Consider the following 26,877-nt stretch of genomic DNA (forward strand, 5'->3'; position numbering starts at 1 on the left):
AAACCGGCGGGGGATGGGGGCTTCGCAAAGGGAAACGCGATAATCGTGGCGGACCGGCCGCGAAAGCAAGGCTCGCGACCGCCGCGCCCGGGTGCCGGAAAAACAAAACGCCCCGGCGAAGCGGGGCGTTTTGTCTGCAACTGGCGGAGAGGGAGGGATTCGAACCCTCGGTACGCTATAAACGTACGCCTGATTTCGAGTCAGGTACATTCAACCACTCTGCCACCTCTCCTGAAGTGGGCCGCGAATGATACGTGGCCCGGGTGGTCGTGGGCAAGTTTTCCGGTGAGGCGGCTAAACTGTCGGCTTCGCAGGCCGGGCTCCCAGCCCGGTTCACCTTCCGCCGCGGCGTGCAGCCCGGCCTCAATGGCTTCCCGACATGTCCGAAATCCTGGTCCCGGTCTCTTTTGGCGAACTTCTCGACAAGATCGCCATCCTCCAGATCAAGTCCGAACGCATGACCGACGAGGCCAAACTGGCCAACGTCCGCAATGAACTCTCGGCGCTGGAAAAGACCTGGATGGCGCACCCGGCCGCCGGCAAGGACATCATCCAGCTGCGCGCGGCGCTGAAGGCCGTCAACGAGCGCCTGTGGGTGATCGAGGACGACATCCGCATCAAGGAGAAGGCGCAGGAATTCGATGCCGAATTCATCCGCCTTGCCCGCAGCGTCTACTTCGAGAACGACGAACGCGCTCGCATCAAGAAGGACATCAACCTCGCACTGGGTTCTGCGTACGTCGAGGAGAAGTCCTACCAGGACTACAAGACGGGCGCGGCGCCGTAAGACCGGATCAGTTATCCGTTTCCAGCTGCGGGTTGCCGTCCAGGTACTTGAGCTTGAAGCGGAACAGCGTGATCCGCCACGTGCCGTCCATCCGCGCCAGCGCGAAGTCGTAGCTGCCGACGAAGGCGCGCACGTTGCGCCCGCTGGCGGTGGGCCGGTAGTGCGTGGCGGTGCCGTAGCAGAACGCTTCGGCCGCATCGCCGTCCACGCTGATACGCAGGTTGCCGACCTGATGATGCACGGCCTGGATGGTCCGCAGACCGGCTTCCCACATCGAGGCGAGCGTAGGGCCGTCGATCTCCGACGGCTCGCCGCCGGTGAGCGAGGTCATGTCCACCAGGAGCCGCGGTGCCAGCGCCAGGCGCACCGCCGCCCAGTCGCGATCGTCGGTGGCGATGAAAAGCTGATGGATGACGTCGCCGATGGCGTCCTTGTCGAGCAGGGTTTCCAGATTCATTTCGTTCCTTGTTTCATGCCTGATAGTCGGTGACATAGCGCTCGAACGCAGCGATACCGTCCTCGACGGTCACCAGGTCCATCACGCCTTCGTGTTCGATCTTGGTGCCCCATTTCAGCTGCGATGCGGGCTTCCCCAGATATTTGCGTGCAGCGTCGTCGTAGCGGTCGGCGCAATAGCGTCGATCCGAATACGGGCCGCTGCGCGCGGGATTGCTCGCGGCATGCAGGCCCAACACCCTGGTACCCATCGCGTTGGCGATATGCATGGGGCCGGAGTCCGGAGTCATCAGCAAGTCAGCGCGCTCGAGCAGGGCAGGCAGCTGCTTGAGGGTGTCCTTGCCGACCAGGTCCAGCGCGGATGACTTCATCGAGGCCAGGATGGCATCGCTGGTCTCGCGCTCGAGCTGGCTGCGGCCGCCACACAGCACCACGCGCCAGCCGCGCGAAACGGCATGGTCGGCCACAGCTGCATAGCGCTCGGCGCGCCAGTTGCGCAGGGCATGGCTGGAGCAGGGTGAAATCATCAGCGTGGGCCTACCGTCGTCGATCCACTGCGCATGCGCCCATTCGCGGGCCGCATCCGGAACCGGCAGATCCCAGCGCACTTGCGTCTGCTTGAGGCCCAGGGGCTCGCAGAAGCTGCCGATCGCGTCGAGCACGTGGATGCCGGGGCGATCGGGAATGCGTTCGTTGATGAAGAGCCCGTGCAGGTCCTTGGAGCGCGAGCGGTCGTAGCCAACGCGGCGTCGCGCCGGAACAAAACCGGACAGCAGGTTGGCGCGGGCGGCAACCTGCATCTGCAGGAGCACATCGAATCGACCGTCGGGTGCCCGCTCGCGCAGCTGCCCGCGCAGCGCACGCATGCCTGCGAGACCAGACTTCTTGTCGTATTCAACGAACTCCACGCCCGGCAGGCCATCCAGCAACCGGTGTTCGCCCTTGCCGATGATCCAGGTGAGCGCCAGCTGTGGCCAGGCGGCCTGCAGGGTCCGCACCAGAGGTAAGACGTGGGTCACGTCGCCCAATGCGGACAGCCGCAACAGGCAGATAGACAGGGGTGTTTGCGGCATGGGTCTTGCTAGACTCGTGGAATGACCGGCTATGACGCTGCCGAAGGATTGACACCGTTCCGCGATGATCGCGGATACGGCGCGATTCTGTTCGACAACACGCGCGTGCGACAAGCCAAGCCCGACTGGTTTTCCCCGGCATTCTGGAGCGAGCACGCTCGCCCGGTCGCCAGCGGGGGGCGCGGAGGCGCATGGTTCGTCGATGCGCCATTCGGCTCCTGCGTGCTGCGCCGCTACCTCCGCGGCGGTTTCGCGGCGCATTTCAGCCGCGATCGCTACTGGTGGCGTGGTGCCAACCGTACCCGCAGCTTTGCCGAATTCCGCCTGACCCGCGACATGGCGGCGAAGGGTGTGCCGGTGCCGAAGCCGATCGCGGCGTATTACCGGCGAGAAGGCCAGTTCTACAGCGCCGCCATCCTGATCGAACGCATTGACGACGTGCGCACGCTGGCCGACCGTGCCGCCGTGGCAGGCGATGGCGCCCCGTGGGAAGAAGCGGGGCGCCTGATCGCGCGCATTCATCGCGCCGGACTGGACCACGCGGATCTCAATGCGCATAACCTGCTGTTCGATCCCACCGGGCGTGGTTGGGTGATCGATCTCGACCGCGGCGAGCAGCGCATCCCCGCCACCGGGTGGCGCGAGGGCAACCTTTCGCGGCTGAAGCGTTCGCTGTTGAAACTTCGTGGAGCGCGCCCCATCGAGGACGTGGAACGGGACTACGCCCGTTTGCGCGCGGCCTACGACCGCGTCTGGGCACGAGGCACCTGATGAGCTGGAGTTTGCGACTGCAGGGCGTGGGCAATGCGTCCGCGGTTGAGCTGGGGTCGGCGATGGCCACGATCGAGCGCGACGGCGCTCCATGGCTGACGATCGACTGCGGCAATGAAGGCCTCAGCCACTATCTGCAGCACTACGGCGCGGCCCCGCGCGCGCTGTTCATCACGCACACGCATCTCGACCACGTTGGCGGCTTCGAGCGGCTGTTCGTGTCGAGTTATTTCGACGAGGCACGTCGCGGCAAAGTCCGCGTGTACGTACCGGCAGCCCTGGTGCCGTTGCTGCACCAGCGCGTCGGCGATTATCCGAACCCATTGGCCGAAGGCGGCGCGAATTTCTGGGATGCGTTCCAGGTGATTCCGGTCGGTGCCGCGTTCTGGCACGACGGCGTGCGCCTGGAAGTGTTCGCCACGCGCCATCACTGGCCGGAAACCGCCTTCGGCCTGCGCCTGCAGGGCAGTGTGGTGTGGACCGGCGATACGCGTCCCATCCCCGAACAACTGGCGAAATACGCCAGCGACGGCGAACTGATCGCCCACGACTGCGCGCTGCACGGCAATCCTTCGCACAGCGGTATCGACGATCTCGAGCGCGAATACTCCGCTGAGCTGCTGTCGCGCTGCATGCTGTATCACTACGCCAGTCGCGAGGAGGGCGAAATCCTCGCCGCTCGCGGCCATCGCGTGGCCAATGCCGGTGGGGTCGTTGCGCTCGCAGAGCCGACCGCGCCGCGAGCCGAGTCGTGAACGTGGTGCCGGAAGCCGCCCATGCGATGGCGGACGTGCGTGACACCTTGGGTCGTCCGCTGCGCGACCTGCGCCTGTCGGTGATAGAAGCCTGCAATTTTCGTTGCCCCTACTGCATGCCGGCGGAAAAGGTGCCGGACGACTACGGTTTCGATGCTGCCTCGCGACTGTCGTTCGATGAGATCGAAACGCTGGTACGTGGCTTCGTTCGCATCGGCGTCAGCAAGCTGCGCATCACCGGGGGCGAGCCCTTGCTGCGAAAGCGACTGCCGGACTTGATCGAGCGTCTGGCCGTCATCGACGGACTCACCGACATCGCGCTTACCACCAATGGCTCGCTGCTCGCCGGGCAAGCCCGTGCGCTGCGCGATGCGGGATTGCATCGGCTCACCGTGAGCCTGGATGCGCTGGAACCGGACCTATTCCGTTCCCTGTCTGGTGGCAGGGGTGAAGTGGGTGCCGTGCTCGATGGGATCAGGGCGGCATCCGCAGTCGGCTTCGCTCCGATCAAGCTCAACTGCGTCGTGCAGCGTGGCGTCAACGAGGACGAAGTACTGCCGCTGGTGGAATTCGCGCGCGCCCACGGTCACATCATGCGCTTCATCGAATACATGGACGTGGGTACCTGTAATGGCTGGCGCCGCGAGCGCGTGGTGCCTTCGGTCGAATTGCGCGACAGGATCCACGCGCGCTGGCCGTTGCAGCCCTTGAATGCGCAGTACCGTGGCGAGGTGGCCTCGCGTTATGCCTTCGCCGATGGTGAAGGGGAAATCGGTTTTGTCAGTTCCGTCAGCGAACCGTTCTGCGGCGATTGTCATCGTGCGCGCGTGTCTGCCGATGGGCAGCTGTACACCTGCCTGTTTGCCGGAAAGGGACACGATCTGCGCCCCTGGCTGGCGACGGGCGAAGTGGGGCTGGCGCAACATGTCGCGGCGCAATGGTCGCGGCGCTCCGACCGCTACAGCGAGCTGCGCGGCAGCGCCAAGGCCTCCCACAAGCACGTGGAAATGTTCCTCGTCGGCGGGTAGAGGCCTGCCGGCGTTGGCCGCGATATTCTTGGCCCGCAATGAAGAAGACCACTTCGAAACTTACCCACCTCGACCCCCAGGGGCGACCCGCGATGGTCGATGTCTCCGGTAAAGCCGTGACGGCGCGCGAAGCCATCGCCGAATGCCGCGTGCGCTTTCCGCAAGACGTGGCCGTGCAGCTGCGCGGCAGCGGGCTGAAGAGCGCCAAGGGCGGGATCGTGGAAACCGCGATCATCGCCGGCACGATGGCGGTCAAGCGGACGCACGAATTGATTCCGTTCTGTCATCCGTTGCCCATCGACGGCTGCCGCATCGCCATCGAATGGAGCGGTGAGCGCGATCTACTTATCGAGTGTGCCGTGAAGACGACCCATCGCACCGGCGTGGAGATGGAAGCCCTGACCGGCGCCACCGTCGCCGCGCTGACGGTGTACGACATGTGCAAGGCGCTTTCGCACTCCATCGTCATTGGTCCCGCCAAGCTGCGGGGCAAGCGTGGCGGACGCCGCGACTTCGGAAAGACCCAATGAGTAAGAAGGTCACCATCCTGTACTTCGCCGGCTTGCGCGATGCTGCCGGCAGGGCGAGCGAGTCGGTGGAAACGACTGCTCCCGATCTACACGCGCTGTACAACGAATTGCAGGCGCGCCACCAGCTGCCGTTCCCGGCGCGTCAATTGCGGGTGGCTGTCGATGGCGATTTCGCCCGATGGGAAGATGTCCCGCGCGAAGGCGCCGAGATCGCTTTCATCCCCCCGGTGAGCGGTGGGTGAGGGAGTGCGCTTGGTCGATGCCTTATTGGCAGCGCCCGGCCATGGATGGCCGGGCCGGAACATCCGAAATCGCTGACGTTTCGCCAAGGACGGCGACAGAAGATGCATCGAAGCCAAAGAGCGCCCGGAACACCCGGATTGCAGTTGCTCCAGCCGTAACGAGACCCAAGACAGACCCGCAATGAACCGCTTCTCCCTCTCCGACACCCCCTTCGACACCGCGACCCTGCGCGCCGAACTGCTCGACGATCGCGTGGGCGGCTACGCCAGCTTCGAAGGCTGGGTGCGCAACCACAATGCGGATCGCGCCGTGCTCGGACTGCATTACGAGGCCTATGCCGCGCTCGCTGAAAACGAGGGCGAAAAGGTCCTCGCGGAGGCCATGGAAAAGTTCGCGGTGACCGATGCCCGTTGCGTGCATCGTGTCGGCGATCTGGGCATCGGTGAGTTGGCGGTGTGGGTTGGCGTAAGTGCGGAGCACCGCGATGCGGCGTTTGCCGCATGTCGCTACATCATCGACGAGGTGAAGGCGCGCGTACCGATCTGGAAGCACGAGCGCTATGTCGAAGGCGATTCCGGCTGGCTGCATCCGGCCCACGGTAGCGATTGAGTGCCGGTAAAGCTGATGCCGCGCCCGCGGCTGAAAACGCTAGGCCGTCGGCGCTTTTCATCGAGCCAAAAAACAAGGCGGGCCTGAGCCCGCCTTGCAGTGTTTCGTTGGCAACGCCCCCCTTACGGCGCGTAAAGCGGATACAGATTGCCTTCTTCGCGCTCGATGCGCATGACCAGCAATTTGCCCACTTCATCGTATTCGCGCATGAAGTCGTTGGCGTTGGCGGCGGTGACGCGCATTTGCTGATAGCGGCGGACAAACTCGACCACGCCACGCGCAATGCCGTTCATCTCGCGACGGAAGTCGCGGATGATCGCCATGTTGTCGCTGTCTTGCGCAAGCGCCTGTTCCAGATAGACGTAGAAGCGCACATTCTCGATCAGCAGATGCGCTTCCAGCCGAGTCTTGAACGCGAGCAGGGAGTTCGGGATGCGCTGATAGTGGCCGTCGCGGACGTCTTGCCCAAGCTGGCCGTACATCGCCACCAGCTCCGAATGATCGTGTCTGAGGTTTTCGACCAGACCTGCGTCGTAGCGGATGGTCCGCTCCGGTGGCTTCATGTATTCCAGCGTTTTAGCCGCCGGCCGCATGTCACCCTGCTGCGGTTTTCCCTTGAACCAGTTCCCGAACAGTCCCATGTCGCAGCTCCTTGCGAAGCCGGTCCCCCTGACCAGCCATAGCGGGCCACTCTGGAGAATCGTGAAGGGAATGGCAAGCAAACGGGACAATGAGGCAATAGCCGCATTTCCGTTCTGAGACGGCCGGCCTCTTTACTGGGCCAGCTTTGGTCCGCCAACGTGCTCCGCGCCGAATCGCGCTGGAGGAAAGCCCGCTTAGTAGGGGGGCGCGGCGAAGCCGTGGGGATTGGAAGCGATAGCCCGGGGCCCGAAGTTTGCGTTGCAAACTTCGGGCGTTTTGGGCGGAGCCCAAAACGGGCGATGACCCCGCCGGCTGACCTCGGCGCCCGCGTCGATCGATACCGTTGCTGCCTTCCGGCCCTGGCGGGGTTTTCGACCTAGCGTCGCGAGGGGCCGACGGGGCCACCATAGAGACTTACTGATCGTGCTTTGCGCACGAGATTGCGGCTGGCGGAGAGAGGGGGATTCGAACCCCCGAAGCGCGGTTTAGACGCTTACACACTTTCCAGGCGTGCTCCTTCAACCACTCGGACACCTCTCCGCACCTGGTACCGCAAAAGCCCTGAATACGACATCCGGCCGACTTCAGGGGCGCAAATTCTAACTGCGGCGCGCGGGTATCACAAGGAACAGGTGCCTGGAGGCCGGGGTGTGGGTCAAAAAGGCCGGCGTCAGAACTTCCTGGCGCGCTGCGGCGCGTTTCAGTTCCATGCAGGCATAGTTTGTCGCGGCGCGGCGCGGCAGAATGGCGGCATGTCCTACCTCGTCCTCGCCCGCAAGTGGCGTCCCAAGCGTTTCGCCGAACTGGTCGGGCAGGAGCATGTGGTCCGTGCGCTCACCAACGCGCTGGATTCGGGCCGCGTGCACCACGCCTTCCTGTTCACCGGCACCCGCGGCGTGGGCAAGACCACGATCGCCCGCATCTTCGCCAAGTCGCTCAACTGCGAGCATGGCACCTCGGCCGATCCCTGCGGGGAATGCGAGACCTGTCGCGCCATCGATAGCGGCCGATACATCGACCTGCTGGAAATCGACGCCGCCAGCAACACCGGCGTCGACAACGTCCGCGAGCTGATCGAAAACGCCCAGTACCTGCCGTCGCGCGGCCGCTACAAGGTCTACCTGATCGACGAAGTGCACATGCTGTCGAAGGCGGCGTTCAACGCGCTGTTGAAGACGCTGGAAGAGCCGCCGGAGCACGTGAAGTTCCTCTTCGCGACCACCGATCCGGAAAAGCTGTTGGTCACGGTGCTGTCGCGGTGCCTGCAGTTCAACCTCAAGCGATTGGACGAGCAGCAGATCAGCGGCCAGATCACCCGCATTCTCGAAGCGGAAGGCATTCCGGCTGAAGCCGGTGCGATCCGCCAGCTCGCGAAGGCCGCCGACGGCAGCCTGCGCGACGGCCTTTCGCTGCTGGACCAGGCAATCGCCTACACCGGCGGCAAGCTCGACGACGCAGCCGTGGCTGCCATGCTGGGTACGGTCGATCGTACGCGCGTGGGCGCCCTGCTCGATGCTCTATCGCGCGGCGACGGCGCGGCGCTGCTGGCGGAAGTCGGTGTGCTGGCCGAGTTCTCCCCGGACTGGGGTGGAGTGCTCGACGCGCTTGCGGACGCATTGCACCGCGTGCAGGTGCGTCAGCTGGTGCCGGAAGCCGCAGTCGAGGGTGAGAGTGTCGCCATCGGTGCACTGGCCGCCGCGTCGCGACCCGAAGTCGTGCAGCTCTGGTACCAGATGGCGCTGCATGGCCGCCGCGATTTGCCGCTGGCGCCGAGTCCACGTGCCGGCTTCGAGATGAGTCTGCTGCGGATGCTTGCGTTCCGGCCGGCGGACGGCGAGGGTGCGCGTGCGCCGGCGCCACCTGTTTCGTCGCGCAGTGAAGCACCACGCACGACGGCCGCAGAGGCATCCTCAGGGATGTCGGCTGCAGCGGCGGCGCGCGAAGCCCTGGCTCGTGACCCTGCGCCTCGCGAGGCAGCACCACGGCAAGCCATGCCGCGCGAAACCGTTGCGGCACCTTCCATGCCAGAGCCTGTTCGAGTCGCGCCAGCGATGGCGCCGACTCCGCAGGCGGAGCAGCCGGTGATGGCTGCGCCAACCACCACCGGCGTCATCGCGGATGCGGATGCCTGGCATGCGTTCGTCGCCGACAGTGGCCTGCGCGGTCCAGCGCGCCTGCTGGCCGAGCATGCCGGTTTTATCGGTTACGACGGCAGCGTGTTGCGCCTGTCGCTGCCTGCGGCTGACGAGCATCTCAAGTCGACCGCGCTGATCACGATGGTGGCCAACGCGCTGGCCCCTGCGCTTGGTGCCGCTCCGCAGATCCGTTTCGAGAATGCCTCCGTGCAGGCCGAGTCTCTGCGCGAACGCAACGAACGCGCGCGTGATGAACGTCAGAGCGCCGCCGAATCCGCCTTCATGAACGATCCCGACGTGCAGCGCCTGATTTCGCAACACGGCGCCAAGGTGGTGCCGGATTCGATCCGACCTTTCGAAGACAATTAGTCCAACCCCCACGCTGTCGTCGCGATTGCGGCACGGCTTTCATCAGAGAACAGAACCATGCGTGGCAACATCGCCCAAATGATGCAGCAGGCCCAGCGCATGCAGGAAAACCTGCAGCGTGCCCAGGAAGAAATCGCGAAGATCGAAGTCACCGGGTCGGCCGGCGGCGGCATGGTCAACGTGACGCTGACGGGCCGCAAGGAGTGCCGCAAGGTGCGTATCGATCCGAGCATCCTCTCCGACCAGGAAATGGTCGAGGACCTGATCGCCGCCGCCTTCAACGACGCCTCCAACAAGATCGACCAGGAATCGCAGGCCAGGATGTCGGCCGTCACCGCGGGCATGCCGCTGCCTCCGGGAATGAAGCTGCCGTTCTGATCGGCAGGCTTGCCTAGTGAGCGCATTGCTCGAACAACTTATCGATGCGTTGCGGGTATTGCCGGGCGTTGGGCCGAAGTCGGCGCAGCGCATGGCCTACCACGTGCTCGAACGCGATCGCGACGGCGGTCGACGGCTGGCGGAAACGCTGGCCGAGGCGGTGGAGAAGATCGGCCATTGCGCGCGCTGCCGCGACTTCAGCGAGACCGAAGTGTGCGCGACCTGCGCGAGCGCGTCGCGCGATGCCTACCTGTTGTGCGCGGTGGAATCGCCTGCCGACCGTCTCGCCATCGAACAAGCCACCGGCTATCGCGGCCTGTACTTCGTGTTGCAGGGGCGCTTGTCGCCGCTCGACGGCATCGGTCCGCGCGAACTGGGGCTTGACCGCCTGGCATCGCGCCTGGCCGAGGGCGAAGTTCAGGAACTGATCATCGCGACCAATCCCACCGTCGAAGGCGAAGCCACCGCGCATTACCTCGCCCAGCTTGCGCGCCAGCACAAGGTGCGGCCGAGCCGGCTCGCGCACGGTGTTCCGTTGGGCGGTGAGCTGGAATACGTCGACCGCGGCACACTGTCGCATGCCTTCGGCAGCCGCAGCGAAATGCTCTGACTTCAGAAGGAATCAGAAGGAAACCCGATGTCCGACACCATCTTCCACAAGATCATCCGTCGCGAGATCCCTGCCACGATCGTCTACGAGGACGACGACGTCATCGCCTTCAAGGACATTGCGCCGCAGGCGCCGGTGCACGTGCTGTTCGTGCCCAAGGTCGACATCGCCACGCTCAACGACGTGCAGGCTTCGCAAGCCGAAGTGATCGGACGCCTGCATCTCGCCGCAGCCGACTATGCCAAGCAGCAAGGCTTCGCCGACGAGGGCTACCGGGTGGTGATGAACTGCAATGATCACGGTGGACAGACGGTGTTCCAGGTGCACCTGCACCTGCTCGCCGGTGCGCCGCTGGGGCGTTTCGGTACGCCGAAATAACGCCCGGGAAATAACAACGCCCGGGGCCAGGTCCCGGGCGTTATCAAAGCACTTTCCGATCAGTGGCCGGAAGAACGCCCGGCCGCTTCGAGCAGCGCGTTGCGTGCGGGCTCGCCCTTCTTGTTGCACATGGCGTCGGATACCACGCGACCCATGATGGCGATCGTCCCGGTGACGTAGCAGTTATATACCTGCCCCTTCTTTGTCTTTACGACATAGTTCGTCTGGCTGCCGTCGTCCACGCGATTACTGATCGTGAACTGGCCCTTGTCGAGGCCCAACGCAAACGCGGTTTTGTCTTCGAGGCTTTCGTTGGTGACAGCAACCGACGCACATCCTGTGACGACGGTAGCTGCAAGAAATGCAGCAGCGAGTTTCGACTTGCGGAACATTTGTATCTCCTTCATCCATGCGCCCTTTCTCCTGTGTGTCGCCGGGCGCGTCAGCGACGTTTCCATTGTACCTGCACCCCGAAAACGAAAACGCCCGGGATGCCCCGGGCGTTCTTGCCGAACCTCGACGGTTACCAGCCCCACCACCACGGCCACGGCGGCGGACGCGTGGTGATCACGTCGACGTGCTCGCGTACCGGCCACAGATAGACCACGTCGGCCTCTAGTCGCGGGAAGCGGTAGTTGTAGGCGCCGATTTGGCGATTCTCGTAACCGTCGATGCGGCCGGTGAAGGTCACTTCGCGGTTTTTCTCGAACAACGCCGGGTCGTAGAAACCGGTCTTGCACGCGATGAAGCGGCCACCGACGTCATCGGTCGCCCAATAGGGGCGTCCATAGGCGGACAGGCGCGTGGAGATCATCTGGAAGCAGGTGCGGTTGGGCTGCGGCTCGACTTCCACGACGCGGCCGCCCCAACGGACCGTTGCGCCGGCGGATTCGGATGCAGCCGCCTGTTGCGGCGTGATCTCGGTGAACGAACCCTGCAACGGTCGTGGTTGCGAAGCGCAGGCGGCGAGTAGGGCCGCGCTGAGTATGGGCAGGACTATTCGGGCCTTCATTTCCTTTTCTCCGATGGGCGGATCCGTTAGGGGTCCCGCGCGTCCGGGCACGGGTCAGGGGTTCTTGCGACCGGGACGATGGCTGCGCAACGCGCGGACCAGATCCCGTCGGGCGCGGGCGTTGCGTGTTCCTGGCTGGAGTTCAGCGTAGCGCCAATTGGCGAAACGGTGGCTGAGTTCGCCCAGTCCGCGTACGAGGTCGGGGCGGGTGCGGGCGACCCGATCGAGCCAGTCACCCGCAGTCTCGTGCGGCGTGCGTTCGAGATCGAAGCGGCGGTAGCGCGCACCCAGGCGATGCCAGGCGCGAAGTACGGGGTCGGGCTCGCGCTGGCCGCGGGCGCTGAGCCATACCATCCAGAGCAGGGCGAGGGCGGCTGCCAGTGAAAAAATCAGTGTGAGCTGCGCGCTATCAACCTTGCGAAGACCAAGCGGCGATAGCAGGTTCGACTGGCGTTCCGCGTCGAAACCAAGGACCAGGTCGTTCCAGTTGCGCCGCAGCCAGTCACGGGCGTTCCAGACGGGCATGCCGAGGTCGCCGAACAATCCCTGCGAACCCGGCGCACGATCAGCCAGCGTGTCGTAGATCCGCTCCGGTGCAACCGCTGCCGTGGGATCCACGCGCACCCAGCCGCGGCCCTGCAACCAGACCTCGGCCCAGGCATGCGCGTCAGACCGGCGCACGATCCAGTAATCGCCCAACGGATTGCGATACCCGCCGGCATAGCCGGTCACGATCCGCGCCGGAATGCCGGCTCCGCGCATCAGGACGACGAAGGCCGAGCTGAAGTGCTGGCAGAAGCCGGCCTTGGTGTCGAACAGGAATTCGTCGACCGCGTTGCGGCCCCAGGGAGGCGTGTCGAGCGTGTAGGCGAATTCGGCGCGGATCCAGGTCAGTGCCCGGCGGACGATCGCGACGTCGTCGGTACCCGCTTCGCGTCGCCATTGCCGGGCCAGGGCAATGGTGCGTGGATTGAAGCCCTGCGGAAGCTCAAGTGCAGTCTGGCGCAGCATGGCCTTGAGGTAGGGTTCGTTGCGCAGCGCGACCGCGGATTGCATCCGCCAGCGCGTCAGCGACGTAAGCGAGCGGTTGCTGCGTAGCGACAAATCACCAATCTGGGTACTGCCTTGCGGGGCGGCCAGGGGCAGGTCGAGTGCAACCAGCTGACGGCGATCGGTGGGTTCGACTTCCAGTTCGTAATCCCAGCGCTGCGGGGCGAGTTCTGTCGTGGGGGGCGGCAGGCCGCGCGTCCAAAATGGTTGCGTCCACTCCTCGCCGTCGAAGCGCCACAGCGTCATGTTGCGCCAGTACATCTGGTCCTGAGACGGCGTCGCCCCGAAGAAGCGCACGCGCAACGTGGGCGTGTCGTCCGTCATCAGATTGAGCCAGTCGTTCGGACGCATGGAGTCGGACAGACCGGGGCGCGCGATCGCGCGATCGGGTACGCCCCATAACGGCGAGGCAAGACGCGGAAACAGCCAGAACGTAGCCAATGCCAGCGGCAACCCGACAAGCAGCAGATGCAGTGCGCTGCGCAGGCGGGTCCTCAAGGAAACACCGAAACGCGTGTCTCCCGATTCAAGGTCTGCAAGGCGCTGCAGTGCGGCTAGCGCCGCAATGGCGGCCGTCAGTCCGAGCGTCAAGGACAGCGGACCCTGATCGAGCAGGAAGGTAGCGAACGGTGCAAACAGGGCGAAGCCGATCAGGCTGCGGGCGTCGCGCAATTTCGCCGTCTCGGACGGCTTGATCGCCAACATGGAGGCAAGCAGCGCGCAGCCTGTGTCACGGCCGAAGCGCATGCTCGATACGGCCATCACCATGGCCAACATCAACAACGGAAGCAGGATTCGCAGCACCACGGGTAGCGGCTTGCGCCAAGCCAGCACGGTTGTCCCCACTCCCGCAGCCATGATCGGCCACGTCAGTGAGGGCGGCAGCTGCAGCAGCAGCGGCAACATGCATGCAGCTGCCGCTAGAAGGGCCCAGCGACGGCTGGCATGGTCGAGCAGTACTTCCGCGGGCGCTGAGCTACGCGCGATCGCATCCGACGATAGTGAGACCGTTCTGGCGCTCATCGGGCGATCCCGACGGCGGATGGCAGCAACGCAAGTGCGCGCTGACAGGCCTGCCGATGCGCCGCGCCACGATCCGGGCCGATGTCGGGCTGGCCGGGGAGACTCAGGCGGTAACGACGCCCATCGCGCTCGGCTTCATCGACCCAGCGAGCGAGTCGCGAAACCCGTGCTTCGTATTCCAGACGTCCCAGCTGCTGCCAATCCAGAACGACATCCGCACCCAGCGGCTGCTCGTATTCGCGCACCAGCAACGTGTCGCGACGCGCGGATGGCTTCCAGGCAATCGCGCGTCGTGCGTCACCGGCACGGTAGCCGCGCAGATGGTGCACGTCGTCGCCGGCGGGATGCAGGCGCGTCTGTGCTTGTTCACCTGATCCGGTGGGCAGGGGCGGTCCATCCAGTTCGGGTGCAGCGAAGACCAGCATCGGAGCGTCGCTCCAAACGTAGGTCCAAGCTCTGGCCAAGCCCAATGGGCGTGTGGTGTAGAGGCGCAGACGCGGCACGTCGAGCCAACCGCGCCGATACGTGGGCAGGACAAGCTCGGCTTCGCCACGACCCTGTTCGAGGTTCAGCAACGACGATGCGAGCAGATCGTCGTCATCGATGCGCAGACCCCTGCGCACGCGCGCCGGATCGGCCTGGGCATGCAGGCGCACCAGCAACGGATGCCCGGCCGCGACCGGCTCGGCATCGATGGCGGTGATGTTCAGGCCAGTGAGCTGCATCTGCGCCGCGATCAGGCTGGCCAGCCCGGCGCCGCCGAGCAGCAGGCCCAGCAGCAGCGCGGGATTGTTGTTGTAGTTCAACGCGCCCGCGCCCATGCCCATCAGCAGCAGCGCGTAGAACAGGCCAAACCGTGTGGGCAGGACGTACACGCGGTGGCGATCGATGGTGACGGGCAGGGACTCGGGCGTTCGCGGGCGGGTGAGGCTCAACGCAAGTGCACGCAGCTGGCGCAGCGGACTGGCGGATCGCGGGATCGGGGCAGTGGGCAATGGCATCGCTGTCATCCGGATTGAGACTTGCCCGTCTGGCCTCAATCCACAGGCACCGAATGCAGGATTGCCTTGGCCAGCGATGAATCGCTACCGGCTTGCGCGTCCGCGACCAGACGGTGCGCGGCGACGGCACCAAACAAGGCCTGTACGTCTTCGGGCAGTACGTGCGAGCGCCCCAGCAGCAGCGCGTACGCGCGCGCTGCGCGCAGCAGTGCCAGGCCTGCACGCGGCGACAGGCCTACGCGCACGCCCGGATGCTTGCGGCTGCGGGCGAGCAGCGCCTGCACGTATGTGATCAACGCTTCGCTGGCATGCACTTCGGAAACTGCCCGCCGCGCCGCCAGCACATCCTCCGCACTCAGCAATGGCATGGTCTGCGCGATCAGGTCACGTCGATCGACGCCGGCGAGCAGATCACGCTCCGCAGCTTCGCCCGGATATCCCAACGCCAGGCGCAACAGGAAGCGATCAAGCTGCGAATCCGGCAGCGGATACGTGCCGGCCAGGTCGACCGGGTTCTGCGTGGCGATCACGAAGAATGGGTCGGGCAAAGTGTGCGTGGTGCCATCGATCGTCACCTGATGCTCGGCCATCGCTTCGAGCAATGCGCTCTGCGTGCGTGGCGGTGCGCGATTGATTTCGTCGGCGAGCAGGACCTGGGTAAACACCGGGCCCGCATGGAACTGAAACGTGCGCGTCTGCGGATCGAATACCGACACGCCGACGACATCCGCCGGCAGCAGGTCGGAAGTGAACTGCACGCGTTGGAAGTCGAGGCCGAGCGTGGTCGCCATCGAGCGTGCCAGCGTCGTCTTGCCCAGGCCGGGCAGATCCTCGATCAGCAGGTGGCCGCCGGCCAGCAGGGCGACGAAGGCGAGCCGGACTTCATGCACTTTGCCCAGCACCAACGCGTTGACCTGTGCCTGTGCACGATCAAGGGTGGCGCGCAGGTTGTCGGGTAGCATGTTCGCCATGGAAGGGGATACGGCCATGTGCTCGGTCCTCGTCGATACTCGCAGTGTAGCCGGGGCGAAACGCTTCATGCTTGACGTTGTTTTTTTGGATCTTCGATGGGTGTCGAGGTAATGGCGACGCGGGACGATGCCCGCTTCGTGCGAGGTGCTTTCTGGGCGCTGTGGACGGCGGTGCTGCTGTTCAAGCTGACGGTGGCGGCAAGGCTGCCGCTCTTTGTCGATGAGGCGTTCTATTGGCAGGAAGGTCAGCATCTGGCCGCTGCCTATTCCGACCTCCCGGGCATGACCGCATGGCTGGCCCGCCTCGGCGTGGCGTTGGGCGGCCAGCACGTGCTCGCACTGCGAGCCCCTTTCCTGATCGTCGTCGCGCTGGTGCCAATCTTGATGGCCAGGTTGACCGCGCGCGAATTCGGAGAGCGCAGCGGCTGGGAGGCCGGTTGCTTCGCACTGTTGTTGCCGTTGTCAGGCACGCTCGGCCTGCTGGCGCTTCCCGATGCGATGCTCGCGCTGGCGACCCTGTTGTGCGTGGATGCCGGCGCGCGTTTGCTGCGTGAAGTCACCACCGCGAGCGCGTTGGAACTGGCCTTGGGTTTGAGCCTGGGTGCGTTGAGCCATTACCGCTTCGTCGCGGTGATCGGCGTGGGCTTCTGCGCCCTGCTAATTCTTGCCGAGGGGCGTCGATCTCTACGCGATCCTCGCGTCTGGGGAGCCATCGCGCTGGGTGCGCTGGCGTGGCTCCCTTTGCTGGCCTGGAACCTGCGCAACGCCGATGCTGGCCTGCGGTTCCAGCTGGTGGATCGGCATCCGTGGTCGTTCCATCTGGATGGACTCTGGTTTGTCGCGATCCAGATGCTTCTGGTAACGCCCCTGTTGTTCGTCGGGCTGATGCAGGCCGCCTGGTCCGGGCGTCGCAGTACTCGGCCGGTTTCCCGTTACTTCGCGCTGCTGGGCGGGTTGGTGGTGGCGGGCTTCTTCCTGCTGGGTTTCTTTGCCGATAGCGAGCGGGTGAGTTTTCACTGGCCGTTGCCTGGATACCTTGCCTTGGTGCCGCTGCTGCCCGCGGTGCTGGCGGGCTGGCCGCGCGCGCTGCGCACGCTCGCGTGGATGCTGGCGGGCCTCGGACTGCTGGCGACGCTGGGTTATTACATCGCGGTCTCGGTGCCGGCCGTCCGCGCGAGCGGCGCGACTTCCAAGGGGTATCCCGCCAATTTCTCGGGCTGGAACGAACTCGCCGATGCCGTGCAGCAGGAGCGCGAGCGCATGCCTGCCGACACTCGCGTCATCGCCGACAATTTCAAGGTCGGCGCCGAGCTCGGTTTTGCCCTCGGCGACCCTGCGATTCCCGTGCTCGATCATCCGCTCAATCACAAGCACGGGCGCGCGCCCCAGCTTCACTTGTGGAGCCTGGAGCAGGGCGTCGTGCGCGATTGGTCGGAGCGCCCTGCATTGCTCGTCGTGGGCATCTCCGATGTCCCGTATCGAGGGCTGCTGCAGCGCTATCACGCCCTGTGCGAAATGGTGGGCCCGCTGCCCGCGCCGCGGGTGCTGAATGTCGATCACGGACGACGGCGCTTTGCCTTGTTTGCGCTGGACGAGCGACGCACAGGAGCCTGCACTACGCCGGCCATGGCCTGGATCGATTCGCCTGCGGGAGGCGATCGGGTAGCGCGTGAATTTCAGGTGCGCGGGTGGGCCTTCAAGGACGGCGTCGGACTCGCAAGCGTGGAGGTCCTGCTGGATGGGCGAGTGGTCGCTTCAGGCGACTATGGCAAGCCCTACGAGGGCCTGCAGCACTCGTGGCCAGGCTCCAACGATCCGCAGCACCCGAATGTGGGCTTCAGTGCGCGCGTCCAGCTCCCGGAAACCGTCGCCGGACGCCATTGGCTCGGATTGCGGCTACATGGTCGAGATGGAAGCAGCGAAGACTGGTCCGAGCAACCGATTGAGATCAGGTAGCGCTGCGGCTTGTTCGAACCGTCGTCATGGCAGCGCGAAGCCAGCTTCGCGCAGCAGCCGAGCCGTAGCAATGAGCGGGAGCCCCACGAGAGCGGTGGGGTCCTCGGTCTCGATCGCATCGAATAGCGTGATTCCCAGCCCTTCCGACTTGAAGCTGCCGGCGCAGTCGAATGGTTGTTCCGCATCGACGTAGCGCGCGATTTCGACTTGGGTAAGCGCGCGGAACCGGACGGTGGTCGTGTCGATAGTCACGCGAGGCACATCGCCATCGTGCTGCACGCACACCGCGGTGCGAAATCGCACCACCTCGCCCGACATTGCGCTCAGCTGCGCAAGTGCGCCATCACGGTCGCCCGGCTTGCCTAGCGGGGTGCCGTCGAATTCGGCCACCTGGTCGGAGCCGATCACGAACGCCCTGGGCTCGCGCCTGGCAATGGCACCCGCCTTGGCGATCGCCAGGCGTTCGACCAGGGCCAAGGGCGTTTCGTCACGAAGCGGAGTCTCATCGACGTCCGGCCGGGCGGTGTCGAAAGGGAGGCGCAACCGTGCTAGCAGCTCGCGCCGGTACGCCGACGTCGAGGCGAGAATCAGGCGGGACATGTCAGGTCTGCGGTGCGCGGGCCCGCGCGATCTTGATCAGCTGGGCATCGATGCGTTCGCGGGCCGTGTCGATGGTGTTGCGGACTTCGGCCAACTGCTCCAGGGTCGCCTCGCGACCATGGTCGCGCAGCCACAGGCGCTGTCGGAGCATCTCACGCATCGCGTCGCCAACCGGGTCCGAGCCTTGGTTGCCGGTCACGGCTTCGATTTCGGCGCGGGCGGTGCGCAGGCGGGCTTCCAAAGCATCGGCCGCATCCAGCAGCTCCCGGAGGGCCCGGGCGCGCCGGCGGGGGGCGTTCTGGCGCAGGGCGACCATCAGCACGGTCACGACACCCGCCGCGACCAGAATCCAGAGCAATGCGTGAAGGGTCACGGCGCCGACTGCGAGAATGGGAGCTTCAGTCTGAACCGCCGGGGCCTGTTTAGACAATTGAGCACCCATCGGGAGCAAAACCCCGCCACCACAAGGACTTGCGGGTTTGACAGCAGGTGGTCGCGGCCTCTACCATCCCGCGTCTTATGTCAGCTGGCACGCCATCCGAACGGGTCCCCGAACATCTGGACGCCTGGCGGATGGTGGCGGCGCGGCGCGGGGTCGAAGGACACCTGCCGCTGTCGGCGCTGACACGGCTGGAAGGCAGCCTGCTCGATACCCAAGGTGATGTGCGGTTCGCGCTCGAATTCGATCGCGACTCGCTGCAGGTGCCTTACGTCGAGTTGCGCATCGAGGCCGAGTTGCCGCTGGAATGCCAGCGCAGCCTGGAGCGATTCCTTCTGCCGGTGAAGATCGTGCAGCGGCTCGGTCTCATTCGCGACGAAGCGGAAGAGGCTGCGCTGCCGGAAGGTTACGAGCCGCTGCTGGTGCCGGACGACGGCGAGCTGCGGACGGCCGAGCTGGTGGAGGATGAATTGATCCTCGCCGTGCCGGTGGTGCCGGTGAAGCCCGGCGGCGAGGCGGTGGAGCGCGACTGGCCCGCCACGCAGGTGGAACAAGAGCGCGCAAATCCGTTTGCCGCGCTGTCGGCATTGAAGTCGAAACCGAACAAATAACCAGCTTTAACTAGCGAATTTTTGGAGCAAGACCATGGCAGTTCAAAAGTCCCGCGTCACCCCGTCCAAGCGTGGCATGCGCCGTGCGCACGACGCTCTGTCGGCCAAGCAGCTGGCCACCGACCCGACCTCGGGCGAGACCCATCTGCGCCATCACGTCACTGCCGACGGTTACTACCGCGGCAAGAAGGTCATCGACGTCCAGTCGAAGGTCGCTGACGAAGAATGATTATTCCGGCGCTTTTTGCGCCGGAATAATTGCCGCCGTTGGAACGGCCGCTGCGCGGCCGTGCAACGCCGGCGACGAAGCGGGCGCTTATGCGCCCGTTCGCGTTTGGGTTCCGGATCCATTCCTGGGGCCCTGTTAGAAATTACGGGCGCTTTGTGCGCCCGTTTGCGTTTGTGCAATGCGCCAAAGGGCGCCCAAGCGAGTAGCATTCAGCATCCGCGCTCCGGGTGCCCCGGACGCTCCGCTTCCGCCGGATGGCCCGGGCGCCTGGCGCTCCCGTCGCGGCTCCACGAATGAGACAGGCATGACCCAGCAAGTGTTCGCGCGTATCGCAGGTACCGGCAGCTATCTGCCGGAAAAGGCACTGTCCAACGATGACCTGTCGAAGATCGTCGACACCACCGACGAGTGGATCGCCGCCCGCACCGGTATCCGCAACCGCCACATCGCCGCCGAAGGCGAGACCACCAGCGACCTCGGCTACAACGCTGCAGTTCGTGCGCTCGAGGCTGCAGGTGTCGATGCCAAGGATCTCGACCTGATCGTGGTCGGCACCACTACGCCGGACCTGATCTTTCCGTCCACCGCCTGCCTGATCCAGCATCGCCTCGGTGCGGACGGCTGCCCGGCGTTCGACGTCAACGCGGCCTGCTCCGGCTTCGTGTACGCGCTGACCGTCGCCGACAAGTTCATCCGTTCCGGCGCGGCCAAGACCGCGCTGGTGATCGGTGCGGAAACCCTGACCCGCATGGTCGACTGGAGCGATCGCACGACTTGCGTGCTGTTCGGCGACGGTGCCGGTGCAGTCGTGCTCAAGGCCGATACCGAGACCGGCATCCTCAGCACGCACATGCACGCCGATGGCGGCAAGAAGGAATTGCTCTGGAATCCGGTCGGCGTCTCCGTCGGCTTCAAGCCGGGCGAAGACAACGCCGGCGTGCGCATCCACATGAGCGGCAACGAAGTGTTCAAGCACGCCGTGAAGGCGCTCGACTCCGTGGTCGAGGAAACGCTCGAAGCCAATAACCTGGATCGTCACGACATCGATTGGCTGATCCCGCACCAAGCCAACCTGCGCATCATCGAAGCCACTGCCAAGCGCCTGGACATGCCGATGGAGCGCGTGATCGTCACGGTCGACAAGCATGGCAATACGTCGTCGGGTTCGGTGCCGCTGGCGCTGGATGAAGCCGTGCGTTCGGGCAAGGTGCAGCGCGGCCAGCTGGTGTTGCTGGAAGCCTTCGGTGGCGGCTTCACCTGGGGCTCTGCGCTGTTGCGCTATTGATCTTGTAGAGCGGAGCTTGCTCCGCTGCTTTTCATACGGCCGTTTCAAGTGCAGCGGAGCAAGCTCCGCTCTACAAGGCGGTCATTGGCCTGCATACGCACTGGTACAGACGAATGACCGCCTTCGCCCGTATCATGCCGCGTCTTTTTTGAAGGGAACCGCCGTGACGGAGCCTTCTTCGCAACTTGCATTCGTGTTTCCCGGACAGGGCTCGCAGTCGCTGGGCATGCTTGGCGAACTCGCCGGTCAGCACGCGCTCGTCCGCGATACCTTCGCTGAAGCCAGCGAGGGTGCCGGCGTGGACCTGTGGACGATTTCGCAGGACGGACCGGAAGAACAACTCAATCGCACCGAGTTCACCCAGCCGGCATTGCTCGCCGCGGGTGTTGCGGTGTGGCGCGCGTGGCAGCAGCAGGGCGGTGCGCAACCGTCAGTGCTGGCTGGCCACAGCCTGGGCGAATACACCGCGCTGGTCGCCGCCGGAACCTTGTCGCTGCACGACGGCGCGCGCCTGGTGCGCCTGCGCGGTCAGCTGATGCAGGACGCCGCGCCCGCCGGTACCGGCGCGATGGCGGCCGTACTCGGCGCCGAGGACGAACTGGTTCTCGAGGTTTGCAAGGCCGTGTCCGGCGACGAAGTCGTCGTTCCCGCCAATTTCAACTCGCCGGGTCAGATCGTGATTGGCGGTCATGCCGCCGCCGTCGACAAGGCGCTCGCGACGCTTGGCGAACGCGGCGTGCGCAAGGCCGTGAAGCTCGCGGTGAGCGTGCCCTCGCACACGCCGCTGATGCGCGAAGCGGCCAACCGGCTTGCCGAGGCCATGAATGGCACTGCCTGGCACGTCCCGCAACTGCCGGTAGTGCAAAACGTCGACGCCGAAGTGCACGAAGGCGTCGAATCGATCCGCGGCGCGCTCGTCCGTCAGCTGTACCTGCCGGTGCAGTGGACCGGTTGCGTGCAGGCACTTTCCGCACGCGGCATCACCCGTATCGCCGAATGCGGCCCCGGCAAGGTGCTGGCCGGCCTGATCAAGCGCATCGACAAGTCGATCGAGGCGCGCGCGCTCGGCACGAGCGCGGAATTCGAATCCGCAATGACGGAGTGGAAGTAATGAGCAATCTCCCGCTGTCCGGTGAAATCGCACTCGTCACCGGCGCCAGCCGTGGCATCGGTGCCGCGATCGCCGACGAACTCGCCGCGCAGGGCGCCACGGTCATCGGCACGGCGACCTCGGAAGCCGGTGCCAAGGCCATTGCCGATCGTCTCGCCGCGCATGGCGGCCACGGCCGCGTGGTGAACGTAAGCGAGGCCGAATCGATCGAAGCCCTGATCGACGGCATCGCCAAGGACATCGGCGCGGTTTCGATCCTGGTCAACAACGCCGGCATCACCCGCGACAACCTGCTGATGCGCATGAAGGACGAGGACTGGCAGGCCATCCTCGATACCAACCTCACCAGCGTCTACCGCACCTCGAAGGCGGTGATGCGCGCGATGATGAAGGCACGCAAGGGCCGCATCATCAATATCGCTTCGGTCGTCGGTGTTACCGGCAATGCCGGCCAGACCAATTACGCCGCGGCCAAGGCCGGCATCATCGCCTTCAGCAAGTCGCTGGCGAAGGAAATCGGCTCGCGCGGTGTCACCGTCAATGTCGTTGCGCCGGGTTACATTGCGACCGACATGACCAAGGACTTGCCGGAAGACGCCAAGCAGGCGCTTATGAGCCAGATCGCACTGGGTCGCCTGGGCGAACCTGCCGACATCGCGCGTGCGGTAGCCTTCCTGGCAGGCCCTGCCGCGACCTACATCACCGGCGAGACCTTGCATGTCAATGGCGGCATGTACATGCCGTGAAAATTCGCTTCGGCCGGTTGCCCATGTAACCGTAACCGGTTGAAGTAAAAGGGTTTTTGCGACCTTCGCGAACGCCCGTGATTCATTTAGACTATTCCATCGAATTTCCCGATCCCGGGAGGAGTGAGACCCAATGAGCAGCATCGAAGAGCGCGTCAAGAAGATCGTCGTCGAACAACTCGGCGTGAAGGAAGATGAAGTCACCAACAACGCTTCGTTCGTCGACGACCTCGGCGCGGACTCGCTCGACACCGTCGAGCTGGTGATGGCCCTCGAAGAAGAATTCGAGTGCGAAATCCCGGACGAGGAAGCCGAGAAGATCACCTCGGTGCAGCAGGCCATCGACTACATCAAGGCCCACGTCAAGGCTTGATGTGATCGCGGAGCCCGGTACGCCGGCTCCGGTGGTTTTCCATCCGATCCTTTCGTTGATGGCGAACCACAAAACCAGACCGGGGCCGCTTTCTGCGGCCCCGCGTTTTTGAGCCGCGGAAACCATACCGTGGCGTTTCAACCGCAATCCTGCCGGTAATCCCGGCGCAGCGTTCGGAGTGTGTTTCATGTCGAAGAGACGCGTAGTGGTCACCGGTATGGGTACCGTGTCGCCGCTGGGTAACGACCTGGCAACGACCTGGGACGGCATCATCAATGGCCGGTCCGGCATCGGTCCGATCACCCATTTCGACCCGTCACCGTTCACCACCCGCATCGCCGGCCTGGTGAAGGACTTCGATATCACCAAGTGGGTGAATCCGAAGGACGCCAAGAAGATGGATGCGTTCATCCATTACGGCGTCGCCGCGTCGCTGATGGCGCTGGAAGATGCGGGCTACAAGATCGACGATTCCAATGCCGAACGCACCGGCGCCCTGATCGGTTCCGGCATCGGCGGCCTGCTCGGCATCGAAGAGCAGACCATCAAGTACCACGAAGGCGGCGTGCGCAAGATTTCGCCGTTCTACGTGCCCAGCACCATCATCAACATGCTGCCCGGCCAGGTGTCGCTAATCACCGGTGCCAAGGGCCCGAATTTCTCCGCCGTCTCGGCCTGCGCCACGTCGAACCACTCGATCGGCATGGCGATGCGCATGATCCAGTACGGCGACGCCGACGTGATGATCGCCGGTGGTGCCGAACGCGGTTCGTCGCCGACGTCGGTCGGCGGCTTCTGCTCGATGAAGGCGATGTCCACCCGCAACGACGAGCCGACCAAGGCCTCGCGTCCGTGGGACAAGGACCGCGACGGCTTCGTGCTCGGCGATGGCGCCGGCATCCTCATCCTCGAGGAATACGAACACGCCAAGGCCCGCGGTGCGCGCATCTACTGCGAGCTGGCCGGCTTCGGCGCGTCGTCCGATGCGTTCCATATGACCGCGCCCAGCGAGAACGGCGAAGGCCCCGCGCGCTGCATGGTCGCGGCATTCAAGGATGCCGGCATCAATCCCGAACAGATCGGCTACCTCAACGCGCACGGTACCTCGACGCCGCTGGGCGATCTGGCCGAAACCCTGTCGATCAAGCGCGCGCTGGGCGACTACGCCTACAAGACCATGGTCTCCTCGACCAAGTCGATGACCGGTCACCTGCTGGGTGCGGCGGGCGGCGTGGAAGCGATCTTCACCGTAATGGCGCTGCACAAGGGCATCATCCCGCCGACGATCAACCTCGATAACCCGGGCGAAGGCTGCGATCTCGATTACGTGCCGCACACGGCGCGCGAAGCCAAGGTCGACGTGGTCGTATCCAACGGCTTCGGCTTCGGCGGTACCAACGGCTCGCTGGTGTTCAAGCGCATCTGATCGCTGGCGCCCGCGAGACGTTCATCCGATCCCCGCTCCGGCGGGGATCGCTTTTTCCGGTCTCCTGCAAAAGTCCGTCGCAAACGCGGTCTAATACGCCCATGTTGTTGACCCGCTCCTTGCCGTCCTCGCTGGACCTGCTTGCCCTGCATCGGCTGGCGCCGTTGCGTTACCCGCTGCTGCTGGAATCCAGCGCGCACGGCACGGCGCAGGGGCGTTGGGACCTGCTGCTGTTGACCAATGGCGACAGGCTACGGCTGGATCGCGATGGCGTGTCGCGAGATGGAACCGGGCAGTCGCTCGCTGGCGATTTTTTCACCGAGTTGGATGCCGCGTGGCAATCGCAACGCGTGGCGCGCGATGAGCCGCGCTGGCCATTCCGCGGTGGCTGGGCATTGCTGCTCGGCTATGAACTGGCCGCACAAGTCGAGCCGGTTCTGCGCCTGCCGGATGCGCCCGGCGATGTTCCGGTTGCGCTGGCGTTGCGTTGCCCTGCCGCAGTGCTGCGCGACCATGTCACGGGCGAATGCATCGCGGTCGCGGAGCCTGCCCAGGCCGAGATGCTCGATGCCATTGCGGCGGATGTTCAAGCCGCGGTGGCGCTTCCCTCGCTACCGCCTTGGCAACCACCCGCCACCATCGAAGAAGACGAGCCGCAACGCTATACGGACGGCGTGCAGCGCGTTCGCGACTACCTTGCCGCGGGTGATGTCTTCCAGGTGAACCTCTCGCGCGTATGGCGCGCCGGCTTCGTCGATTCACTGGATCCTGCGGCCCTGTTCCAACGGCTGCGCGAAAATAATCCCGCTCCGTTTGCAGGGATCTTTGCGCAAAGCGAGTGGGCGGTGGTGAGCTCGTCGCCGGAGCGTCTCGTGTCGGTGCGCGGCGATCTCGTGGAAACACGTCCCATCGCCGGAACACGCGCCCGCTTCGCCGGGGATGACGACGCCGAGCGCATCCGCGAACTCGTCGGCCATCCCAAAGAGCGCGCCGAGCATGTGATGCTCATCGATCTCGAGCGCAACGACCTGGGGCGCGTCTGTACGCCCGGCAGCGTCGAGGTCGACGAACTGATGACCGTGGAAAGTTACGCGCACGTGCACCACATCGTGAGCAATGTTCGCGGCCGGCTGCGCGAGGGCACCACGCCAGGCGAGGTGATCCGTGCGGTGTTTCCGGGCGGCACGATCACCGGCTGCCCAAAGGTGCGCTGCATGCAGATCATCGCCGAGCTCGAAGCCGTGGGGCGGGGCGCCTATACCGGCGCGATTGGCTGGTTGAATCGCGATGGCGATCTCGACCTCAACATCCTGATCCGCAGCGGCGAAGTAGAAGGCAAGACGCTGCGCTTTCGCACGGGCGCGGGCATCGTGACCGACTCCGATCCGCAACGCGAACTCGAGGAAACCCGCGCCAAGGCGCGCGGCATGCTGCGCGCGCTCGGAGTCGCGGGATGAACGCGCGCATCTTCGTGGGCGACACCCGCTTCGATGCGATCGCAGCAGACGATCGCGGTGTGGCTTACGGCGATGGTTTGTTCGAGACGATGCGCGCGCATCGTGGCGAACTGCCGTGGTGGGATGCCCACTGGGCACGCCTGCAAGCCGGTGCGCATCGTCTGCGCATCGTCCTGCCCGAGCCGAGTCGAGTGCACACCGAAGCCGCGAGTCTGCTTTCCGGCAAGGATGCAGTGCTCAAACTGATCGTCACGCGCGGCAGTTCCGGCCGTGGTTATGCCCCCGACGCGGACAACACGCCGACGTGGATCGTTTCCGTCAATCCTCTGCCGCCGGCAATGCCGGAGACGGGAATCACCGTGCGTTGGTGCGAAACCCGACTGGCCCTGCAACCCGCGCTCGCGGGCATGAAGCACTGCAACCGGATGGAACAGGTGCTAGCGCGCACCGAGTGGCTCGATCCGATGGCCCCGGACAAGGGGGCCGCCGAAGGCCTGATGCGCAGCATGGAAGGCGACGTGGTCTGCGCCACGGCGGCCAACCTGTTCGTGCTCCGCGATGGAACCTGGCTCACGCCGCGGATCGATCGATGCGGCGTCGCTGGCGTTTGCCGGGCCTGGGCCATGGATGCATTGACGGCGACCCAATCCCGCATTGCTGTGACCGATGTCGAAACCGCCGACGCGGTTTTCCTGTGCAATGCGGTGCGCGGTATCCTGCCGGTGGCGAAGTTGGGCGAGCGCACGTGGTCCCTGCATCCACAGGTGGTCGCGTTGCGGAGGCAGCTTGCTCTCGCGCATCCGGCCTTCACCCAGTAACGAAC

General features: G+C 65.0%; 31 protein-coding genes, 2 tRNA genes and 1 other RNA gene. 21 read left to right on the forward strand and 13 right to left on the reverse strand.

Features of this window, described 5'->3' with window-relative positions; all coding sequences use genetic code 11:
* Positions 1 to 141 precede the first annotated feature (141 nt).
* Positions 142 to 232: transfer RNA gene (locus tag ACYVGK_RS10890), tRNA-Ser, on the reverse strand.
* A gap of 147 nt (positions 233 to 379) precedes the next feature.
* On the opposite strand from ACYVGK_RS10890, the gene ACYVGK_RS10895 reads away from it, so the two are divergent.
* Positions 380 to 787 carry a DUF6165 family protein gene (locus ACYVGK_RS10895; protein ID WP_460733578.1) on the forward strand — a complete coding sequence of 136 codons (408 nt, stop codon included), beginning with the start codon at positions 380 to 382 and terminating at the stop codon, positions 785 to 787.
* A 7-nt stretch (positions 788 to 794) separates the two neighbouring features.
* On the opposite strand, the gene ACYVGK_RS10900 is transcribed toward ACYVGK_RS10895, so the two are convergent.
* Together ACYVGK_RS10900 and ACYVGK_RS10905 are read right to left on the reverse strand one after the other, a co-directional pair.
* Positions 795 to 1,244, reverse strand: a complete 450-nt coding sequence (locus ACYVGK_RS10900; protein WP_460733580.1) for a nuclear transport factor 2 family protein — start codon at positions 1,242 to 1,244, stop codon at positions 795 to 797.
* 13 nt (positions 1,245 to 1,257) lie between these two features.
* The gene (locus tag ACYVGK_RS10905) at positions 1,258 to 2,316 is read right to left on the reverse strand and encodes a glycosyltransferase family 9 protein (RefSeq protein WP_460733582.1); all 1,059 of its coding nucleotides are present in this window, start codon (positions 2,314 to 2,316) and stop codon (positions 1,258 to 1,260) included.
* A gap of 21 nt (positions 2,317 to 2,337) precedes the next feature.
* Here ACYVGK_RS10905 and ACYVGK_RS10910 point away from each other — a divergent pair, with 21 nt between their 5' ends.
* The 6 genes from ACYVGK_RS10910 to ACYVGK_RS10935 all read left to right on the forward strand — a co-directional run bounded on the left by ACYVGK_RS10910 (position 2,338) and on the right by ACYVGK_RS10935 (position 6,252).
* Positions 2,338 to 3,087 carry a 3-deoxy-D-manno-octulosonic acid kinase gene (locus ACYVGK_RS10910; RefSeq protein ID WP_460733584.1) on the forward strand — a complete coding sequence of 250 codons (750 nt, stop codon included), beginning with the start codon at positions 2,338 to 2,340 and terminating at the stop codon, positions 3,085 to 3,087.
* Positions 3,087 to 3,842, forward strand: a complete 756-nt coding sequence (locus ACYVGK_RS10915) for an MBL fold metallo-hydrolase (protein WP_460733586.1) — start codon at positions 3,087 to 3,089, stop codon at positions 3,840 to 3,842. The genes ACYVGK_RS10910 and ACYVGK_RS10915 overlap by 1 nt, the downstream gene beginning before the upstream one ends.
* 26 nt (positions 3,843 to 3,868) lie before the next feature.
* The gene (gene moaA, locus ACYVGK_RS10920; protein ID WP_460734407.1) at positions 3,869 to 4,870 is read left to right on the forward strand and encodes a GTP 3',8-cyclase MoaA; all 1,002 of its coding nucleotides are present in this window, start codon (positions 3,869 to 3,871) and stop codon (positions 4,868 to 4,870) included.
* 38 nt (positions 4,871 to 4,908) lie between these two features.
* Positions 4,909 to 5,400, forward strand: a complete 492-nt coding sequence (moaC, locus tag ACYVGK_RS10925; RefSeq protein ID WP_460733588.1) for a cyclic pyranopterin monophosphate synthase MoaC — start codon at positions 4,909 to 4,911, stop codon at positions 5,398 to 5,400.
* Positions 5,397 to 5,642, forward strand: coding sequence for a MoaD/ThiS family protein (locus ACYVGK_RS10930; protein ID WP_460733590.1), 246 nt, complete (start codon positions 5,397 to 5,399; stop codon positions 5,640 to 5,642). The genes moaC and ACYVGK_RS10930 overlap by 4 nt, the downstream gene beginning before the upstream one ends.
* A gap of 181 nt (positions 5,643 to 5,823) precedes the next feature.
* The gene (locus tag ACYVGK_RS10935) at positions 5,824 to 6,252 is read left to right on the forward strand and encodes a molybdenum cofactor biosynthesis protein MoaE (RefSeq protein WP_460733592.1); all 429 of its coding nucleotides are present in this window, start codon (positions 5,824 to 5,826) and stop codon (positions 6,250 to 6,252) included.
* A gap of 122 nt (positions 6,253 to 6,374) precedes the next feature.
* Here ACYVGK_RS10935 and ACYVGK_RS10940 read toward each other — a convergent pair whose 3' ends face one another.
* From ACYVGK_RS10940 to ACYVGK_RS10950, 3 genes are all read right to left on the reverse strand, one after another.
* Complete coding sequence (locus ACYVGK_RS10940; protein WP_460733594.1) at positions 6,375 to 6,893, reverse strand: hemerythrin domain-containing protein; 519 nt, start codon at positions 6,891 to 6,893, stop codon at positions 6,375 to 6,377.
* A gap of 303 nt (positions 6,894 to 7,196) precedes the next feature.
* Positions 7,197 to 7,293, reverse strand: an RNA gene (gene ffs / locus ACYVGK_RS10945) — signal recognition particle sRNA small type.
* Positions 7,294 to 7,341: 48 nt separating this feature from the next.
* A tRNA-Ser gene (locus ACYVGK_RS10950) sits at positions 7,342 to 7,434 on the reverse strand.
* A 212-nt stretch (positions 7,435 to 7,646) separates the two neighbouring features.
* On the opposite strand from ACYVGK_RS10950, the gene dnaX reads away from it, so the two are divergent.
* From dnaX to ACYVGK_RS10970, 4 genes are read left to right on the forward strand one after another with little or no spacing between them, the layout of a single operon-like run.
* Entirely contained in the window at positions 7,647 to 9,398 is a 1,752-nt protein-coding gene (gene dnaX / locus ACYVGK_RS10955) for a DNA polymerase III subunit gamma/tau (protein ID WP_460733596.1), read from the forward strand.
* Positions 9,399 to 9,455: 57 nt separating this feature from the next.
* Complete coding sequence (locus tag ACYVGK_RS10960) at positions 9,456 to 9,776, forward strand: YbaB/EbfC family nucleoid-associated protein (RefSeq protein ID WP_460733598.1); 321 nt, start codon at positions 9,456 to 9,458, stop codon at positions 9,774 to 9,776.
* Positions 9,777 to 9,792: 16 nt separating this feature from the next.
* Positions 9,793 to 10,386: a recombination mediator RecR gene (gene recR, locus ACYVGK_RS10965; RefSeq protein WP_460733600.1), complete on the forward strand. Its 594-nt coding sequence runs from the start codon at positions 9,793 to 9,795 to the stop codon at positions 10,384 to 10,386.
* Positions 10,387 to 10,413: 27 nt separating this feature from the next.
* Positions 10,414 to 10,764 carry a histidine triad nucleotide-binding protein gene (locus tag ACYVGK_RS10970; RefSeq protein WP_460733602.1) on the forward strand — a complete coding sequence of 117 codons (351 nt, stop codon included), beginning with the start codon at positions 10,414 to 10,416 and terminating at the stop codon, positions 10,762 to 10,764.
* A gap of 59 nt (positions 10,765 to 10,823) precedes the next feature.
* Here the strand turns inward: ACYVGK_RS10970 and ACYVGK_RS10975 are convergent, their stop codons facing one another.
* The 5 genes from ACYVGK_RS10975 to ACYVGK_RS10995 form a co-directional block, all read right to left on the reverse strand.
* Positions 10,824 to 11,156, reverse strand: a complete 333-nt coding sequence (locus ACYVGK_RS10975) for a hypothetical protein (RefSeq protein WP_460733604.1) — start codon at positions 11,154 to 11,156, stop codon at positions 10,824 to 10,826.
* A 131-nt stretch (positions 11,157 to 11,287) separates the two neighbouring features.
* On the reverse strand, positions 11,288 to 11,776 hold the full coding sequence (locus ACYVGK_RS10980) for a Slp family lipoprotein (protein WP_460733606.1): 489 nt from the start codon (positions 11,774 to 11,776) through the stop codon (positions 11,288 to 11,290).
* Between the two features lie 54 nt (positions 11,777 to 11,830).
* Positions 11,831 to 13,849 (reverse strand): transglutaminase TgpA family protein, encoded by a 2,019-nt coding sequence (locus ACYVGK_RS10985; protein ID WP_460733608.1) that lies wholly within the window; start codon positions 13,847 to 13,849, stop codon positions 11,831 to 11,833.
* A complete protein-coding gene (locus tag ACYVGK_RS10990; RefSeq protein WP_460733610.1) occupies positions 13,846 to 14,850 on the reverse strand; it encodes a DUF58 domain-containing protein in 1,005 nt (334 codons plus the stop codon). Before ACYVGK_RS10990 ends, ACYVGK_RS10985 begins: the two co-directional genes overlap by 4 nt.
* A 35-nt stretch (positions 14,851 to 14,885) precedes the next feature.
* Positions 14,886 to 15,839, reverse strand: coding sequence for an AAA family ATPase (locus tag ACYVGK_RS10995; RefSeq protein WP_460733612.1), 954 nt, complete (start codon positions 15,837 to 15,839; stop codon positions 14,886 to 14,888).
* A 78-nt stretch (positions 15,840 to 15,917) separates the two neighbouring features.
* Here ACYVGK_RS10995 and ACYVGK_RS11000 point away from each other — a divergent pair, with 78 nt between their 5' ends.
* The gene (locus tag ACYVGK_RS11000) at positions 15,918 to 17,777 is read left to right on the forward strand and encodes a glycosyltransferase family 39 protein (RefSeq protein WP_460733614.1); all 1,860 of its coding nucleotides are present in this window, start codon (positions 15,918 to 15,920) and stop codon (positions 17,775 to 17,777) included.
* A gap of 24 nt (positions 17,778 to 17,801) precedes the next feature.
* Here the strand turns inward: ACYVGK_RS11000 and ACYVGK_RS11005 are convergent, their stop codons facing one another.
* A complete protein-coding gene (locus ACYVGK_RS11005) occupies positions 17,802 to 18,377 on the reverse strand; it encodes a Maf family protein (RefSeq protein ID WP_460733616.1) in 576 nt (191 codons plus the stop codon).
* Position 18,378: 1 nt separating this feature from the next.
* Entirely contained in the window at positions 18,379 to 18,735 is a 357-nt protein-coding gene (locus tag ACYVGK_RS11010) for a hypothetical protein (RefSeq protein WP_460733617.1), read from the reverse strand.
* A gap of 161 nt (positions 18,736 to 18,896) precedes the next feature.
* Between ACYVGK_RS11010 and ACYVGK_RS11015 the strand changes: the two genes are divergently transcribed.
* The 9 genes from ACYVGK_RS11015 (at position 18,897) to pabC (ending at position 26,872) form a co-directional block, all read left to right on the forward strand.
* Complete coding sequence (locus tag ACYVGK_RS11015) at positions 18,897 to 19,427, forward strand: YceD family protein (RefSeq protein WP_460733619.1); 531 nt, start codon at positions 18,897 to 18,899, stop codon at positions 19,425 to 19,427.
* A gap of 34 nt (positions 19,428 to 19,461) precedes the next feature.
* Positions 19,462 to 19,656, forward strand: coding sequence for a 50S ribosomal protein L32 (rpmF, locus tag ACYVGK_RS11020; RefSeq protein WP_460733621.1), 195 nt, complete (start codon positions 19,462 to 19,464; stop codon positions 19,654 to 19,656).
* A gap of 304 nt (positions 19,657 to 19,960) precedes the next feature.
* The gene (locus tag ACYVGK_RS11025) at positions 19,961 to 20,941 is read left to right on the forward strand and encodes a beta-ketoacyl-ACP synthase III (protein ID WP_460733623.1); all 981 of its coding nucleotides are present in this window, start codon (positions 19,961 to 19,963) and stop codon (positions 20,939 to 20,941) included.
* Positions 20,942 to 21,104: 163 nt separating this feature from the next.
* The gene (gene fabD / locus ACYVGK_RS11030) at positions 21,105 to 22,052 is read left to right on the forward strand and encodes an ACP S-malonyltransferase (RefSeq protein WP_460733624.1); all 948 of its coding nucleotides are present in this window, start codon (positions 21,105 to 21,107) and stop codon (positions 22,050 to 22,052) included.
* Complete coding sequence (fabG, locus tag ACYVGK_RS11035; protein ID WP_460733626.1) at positions 22,052 to 22,798, forward strand: 3-oxoacyl-ACP reductase FabG; 747 nt, start codon at positions 22,052 to 22,054, stop codon at positions 22,796 to 22,798. The genes fabD and fabG overlap by 1 nt, the downstream gene beginning before the upstream one ends.
* Before the next feature lie 133 nt (positions 22,799 to 22,931).
* Positions 22,932 to 23,171, forward strand: a complete 240-nt coding sequence (acpP, locus tag ACYVGK_RS11040; protein WP_187712453.1) for an acyl carrier protein — start codon at positions 22,932 to 22,934, stop codon at positions 23,169 to 23,171.
* A 187-nt stretch (positions 23,172 to 23,358) separates the two neighbouring features.
* On the forward strand, positions 23,359 to 24,597 hold the full coding sequence (gene fabF / locus ACYVGK_RS11045; protein ID WP_460733628.1) for a beta-ketoacyl-ACP synthase II: 1,239 nt from the start codon (positions 23,359 to 23,361) through the stop codon (positions 24,595 to 24,597).
* Between the two features lie 101 nt (positions 24,598 to 24,698).
* On the forward strand, positions 24,699 to 26,054 hold the full coding sequence (locus tag ACYVGK_RS11050; protein ID WP_460733630.1) for an aminodeoxychorismate synthase component I: 1,356 nt from the start codon (positions 24,699 to 24,701) through the stop codon (positions 26,052 to 26,054).
* Entirely contained in the window at positions 26,051 to 26,872 is an 822-nt protein-coding gene (pabC, locus tag ACYVGK_RS11055; protein WP_460733632.1) for an aminodeoxychorismate lyase, read from the forward strand. Before ACYVGK_RS11050 ends, pabC begins: the two co-directional genes overlap by 4 nt.
* Positions 26,873 to 26,877 lie beyond the last annotated feature (5 nt).

The sequence above is a fragment of the Lysobacter tyrosinilyticus genome, from assembly GCF_054779815.1.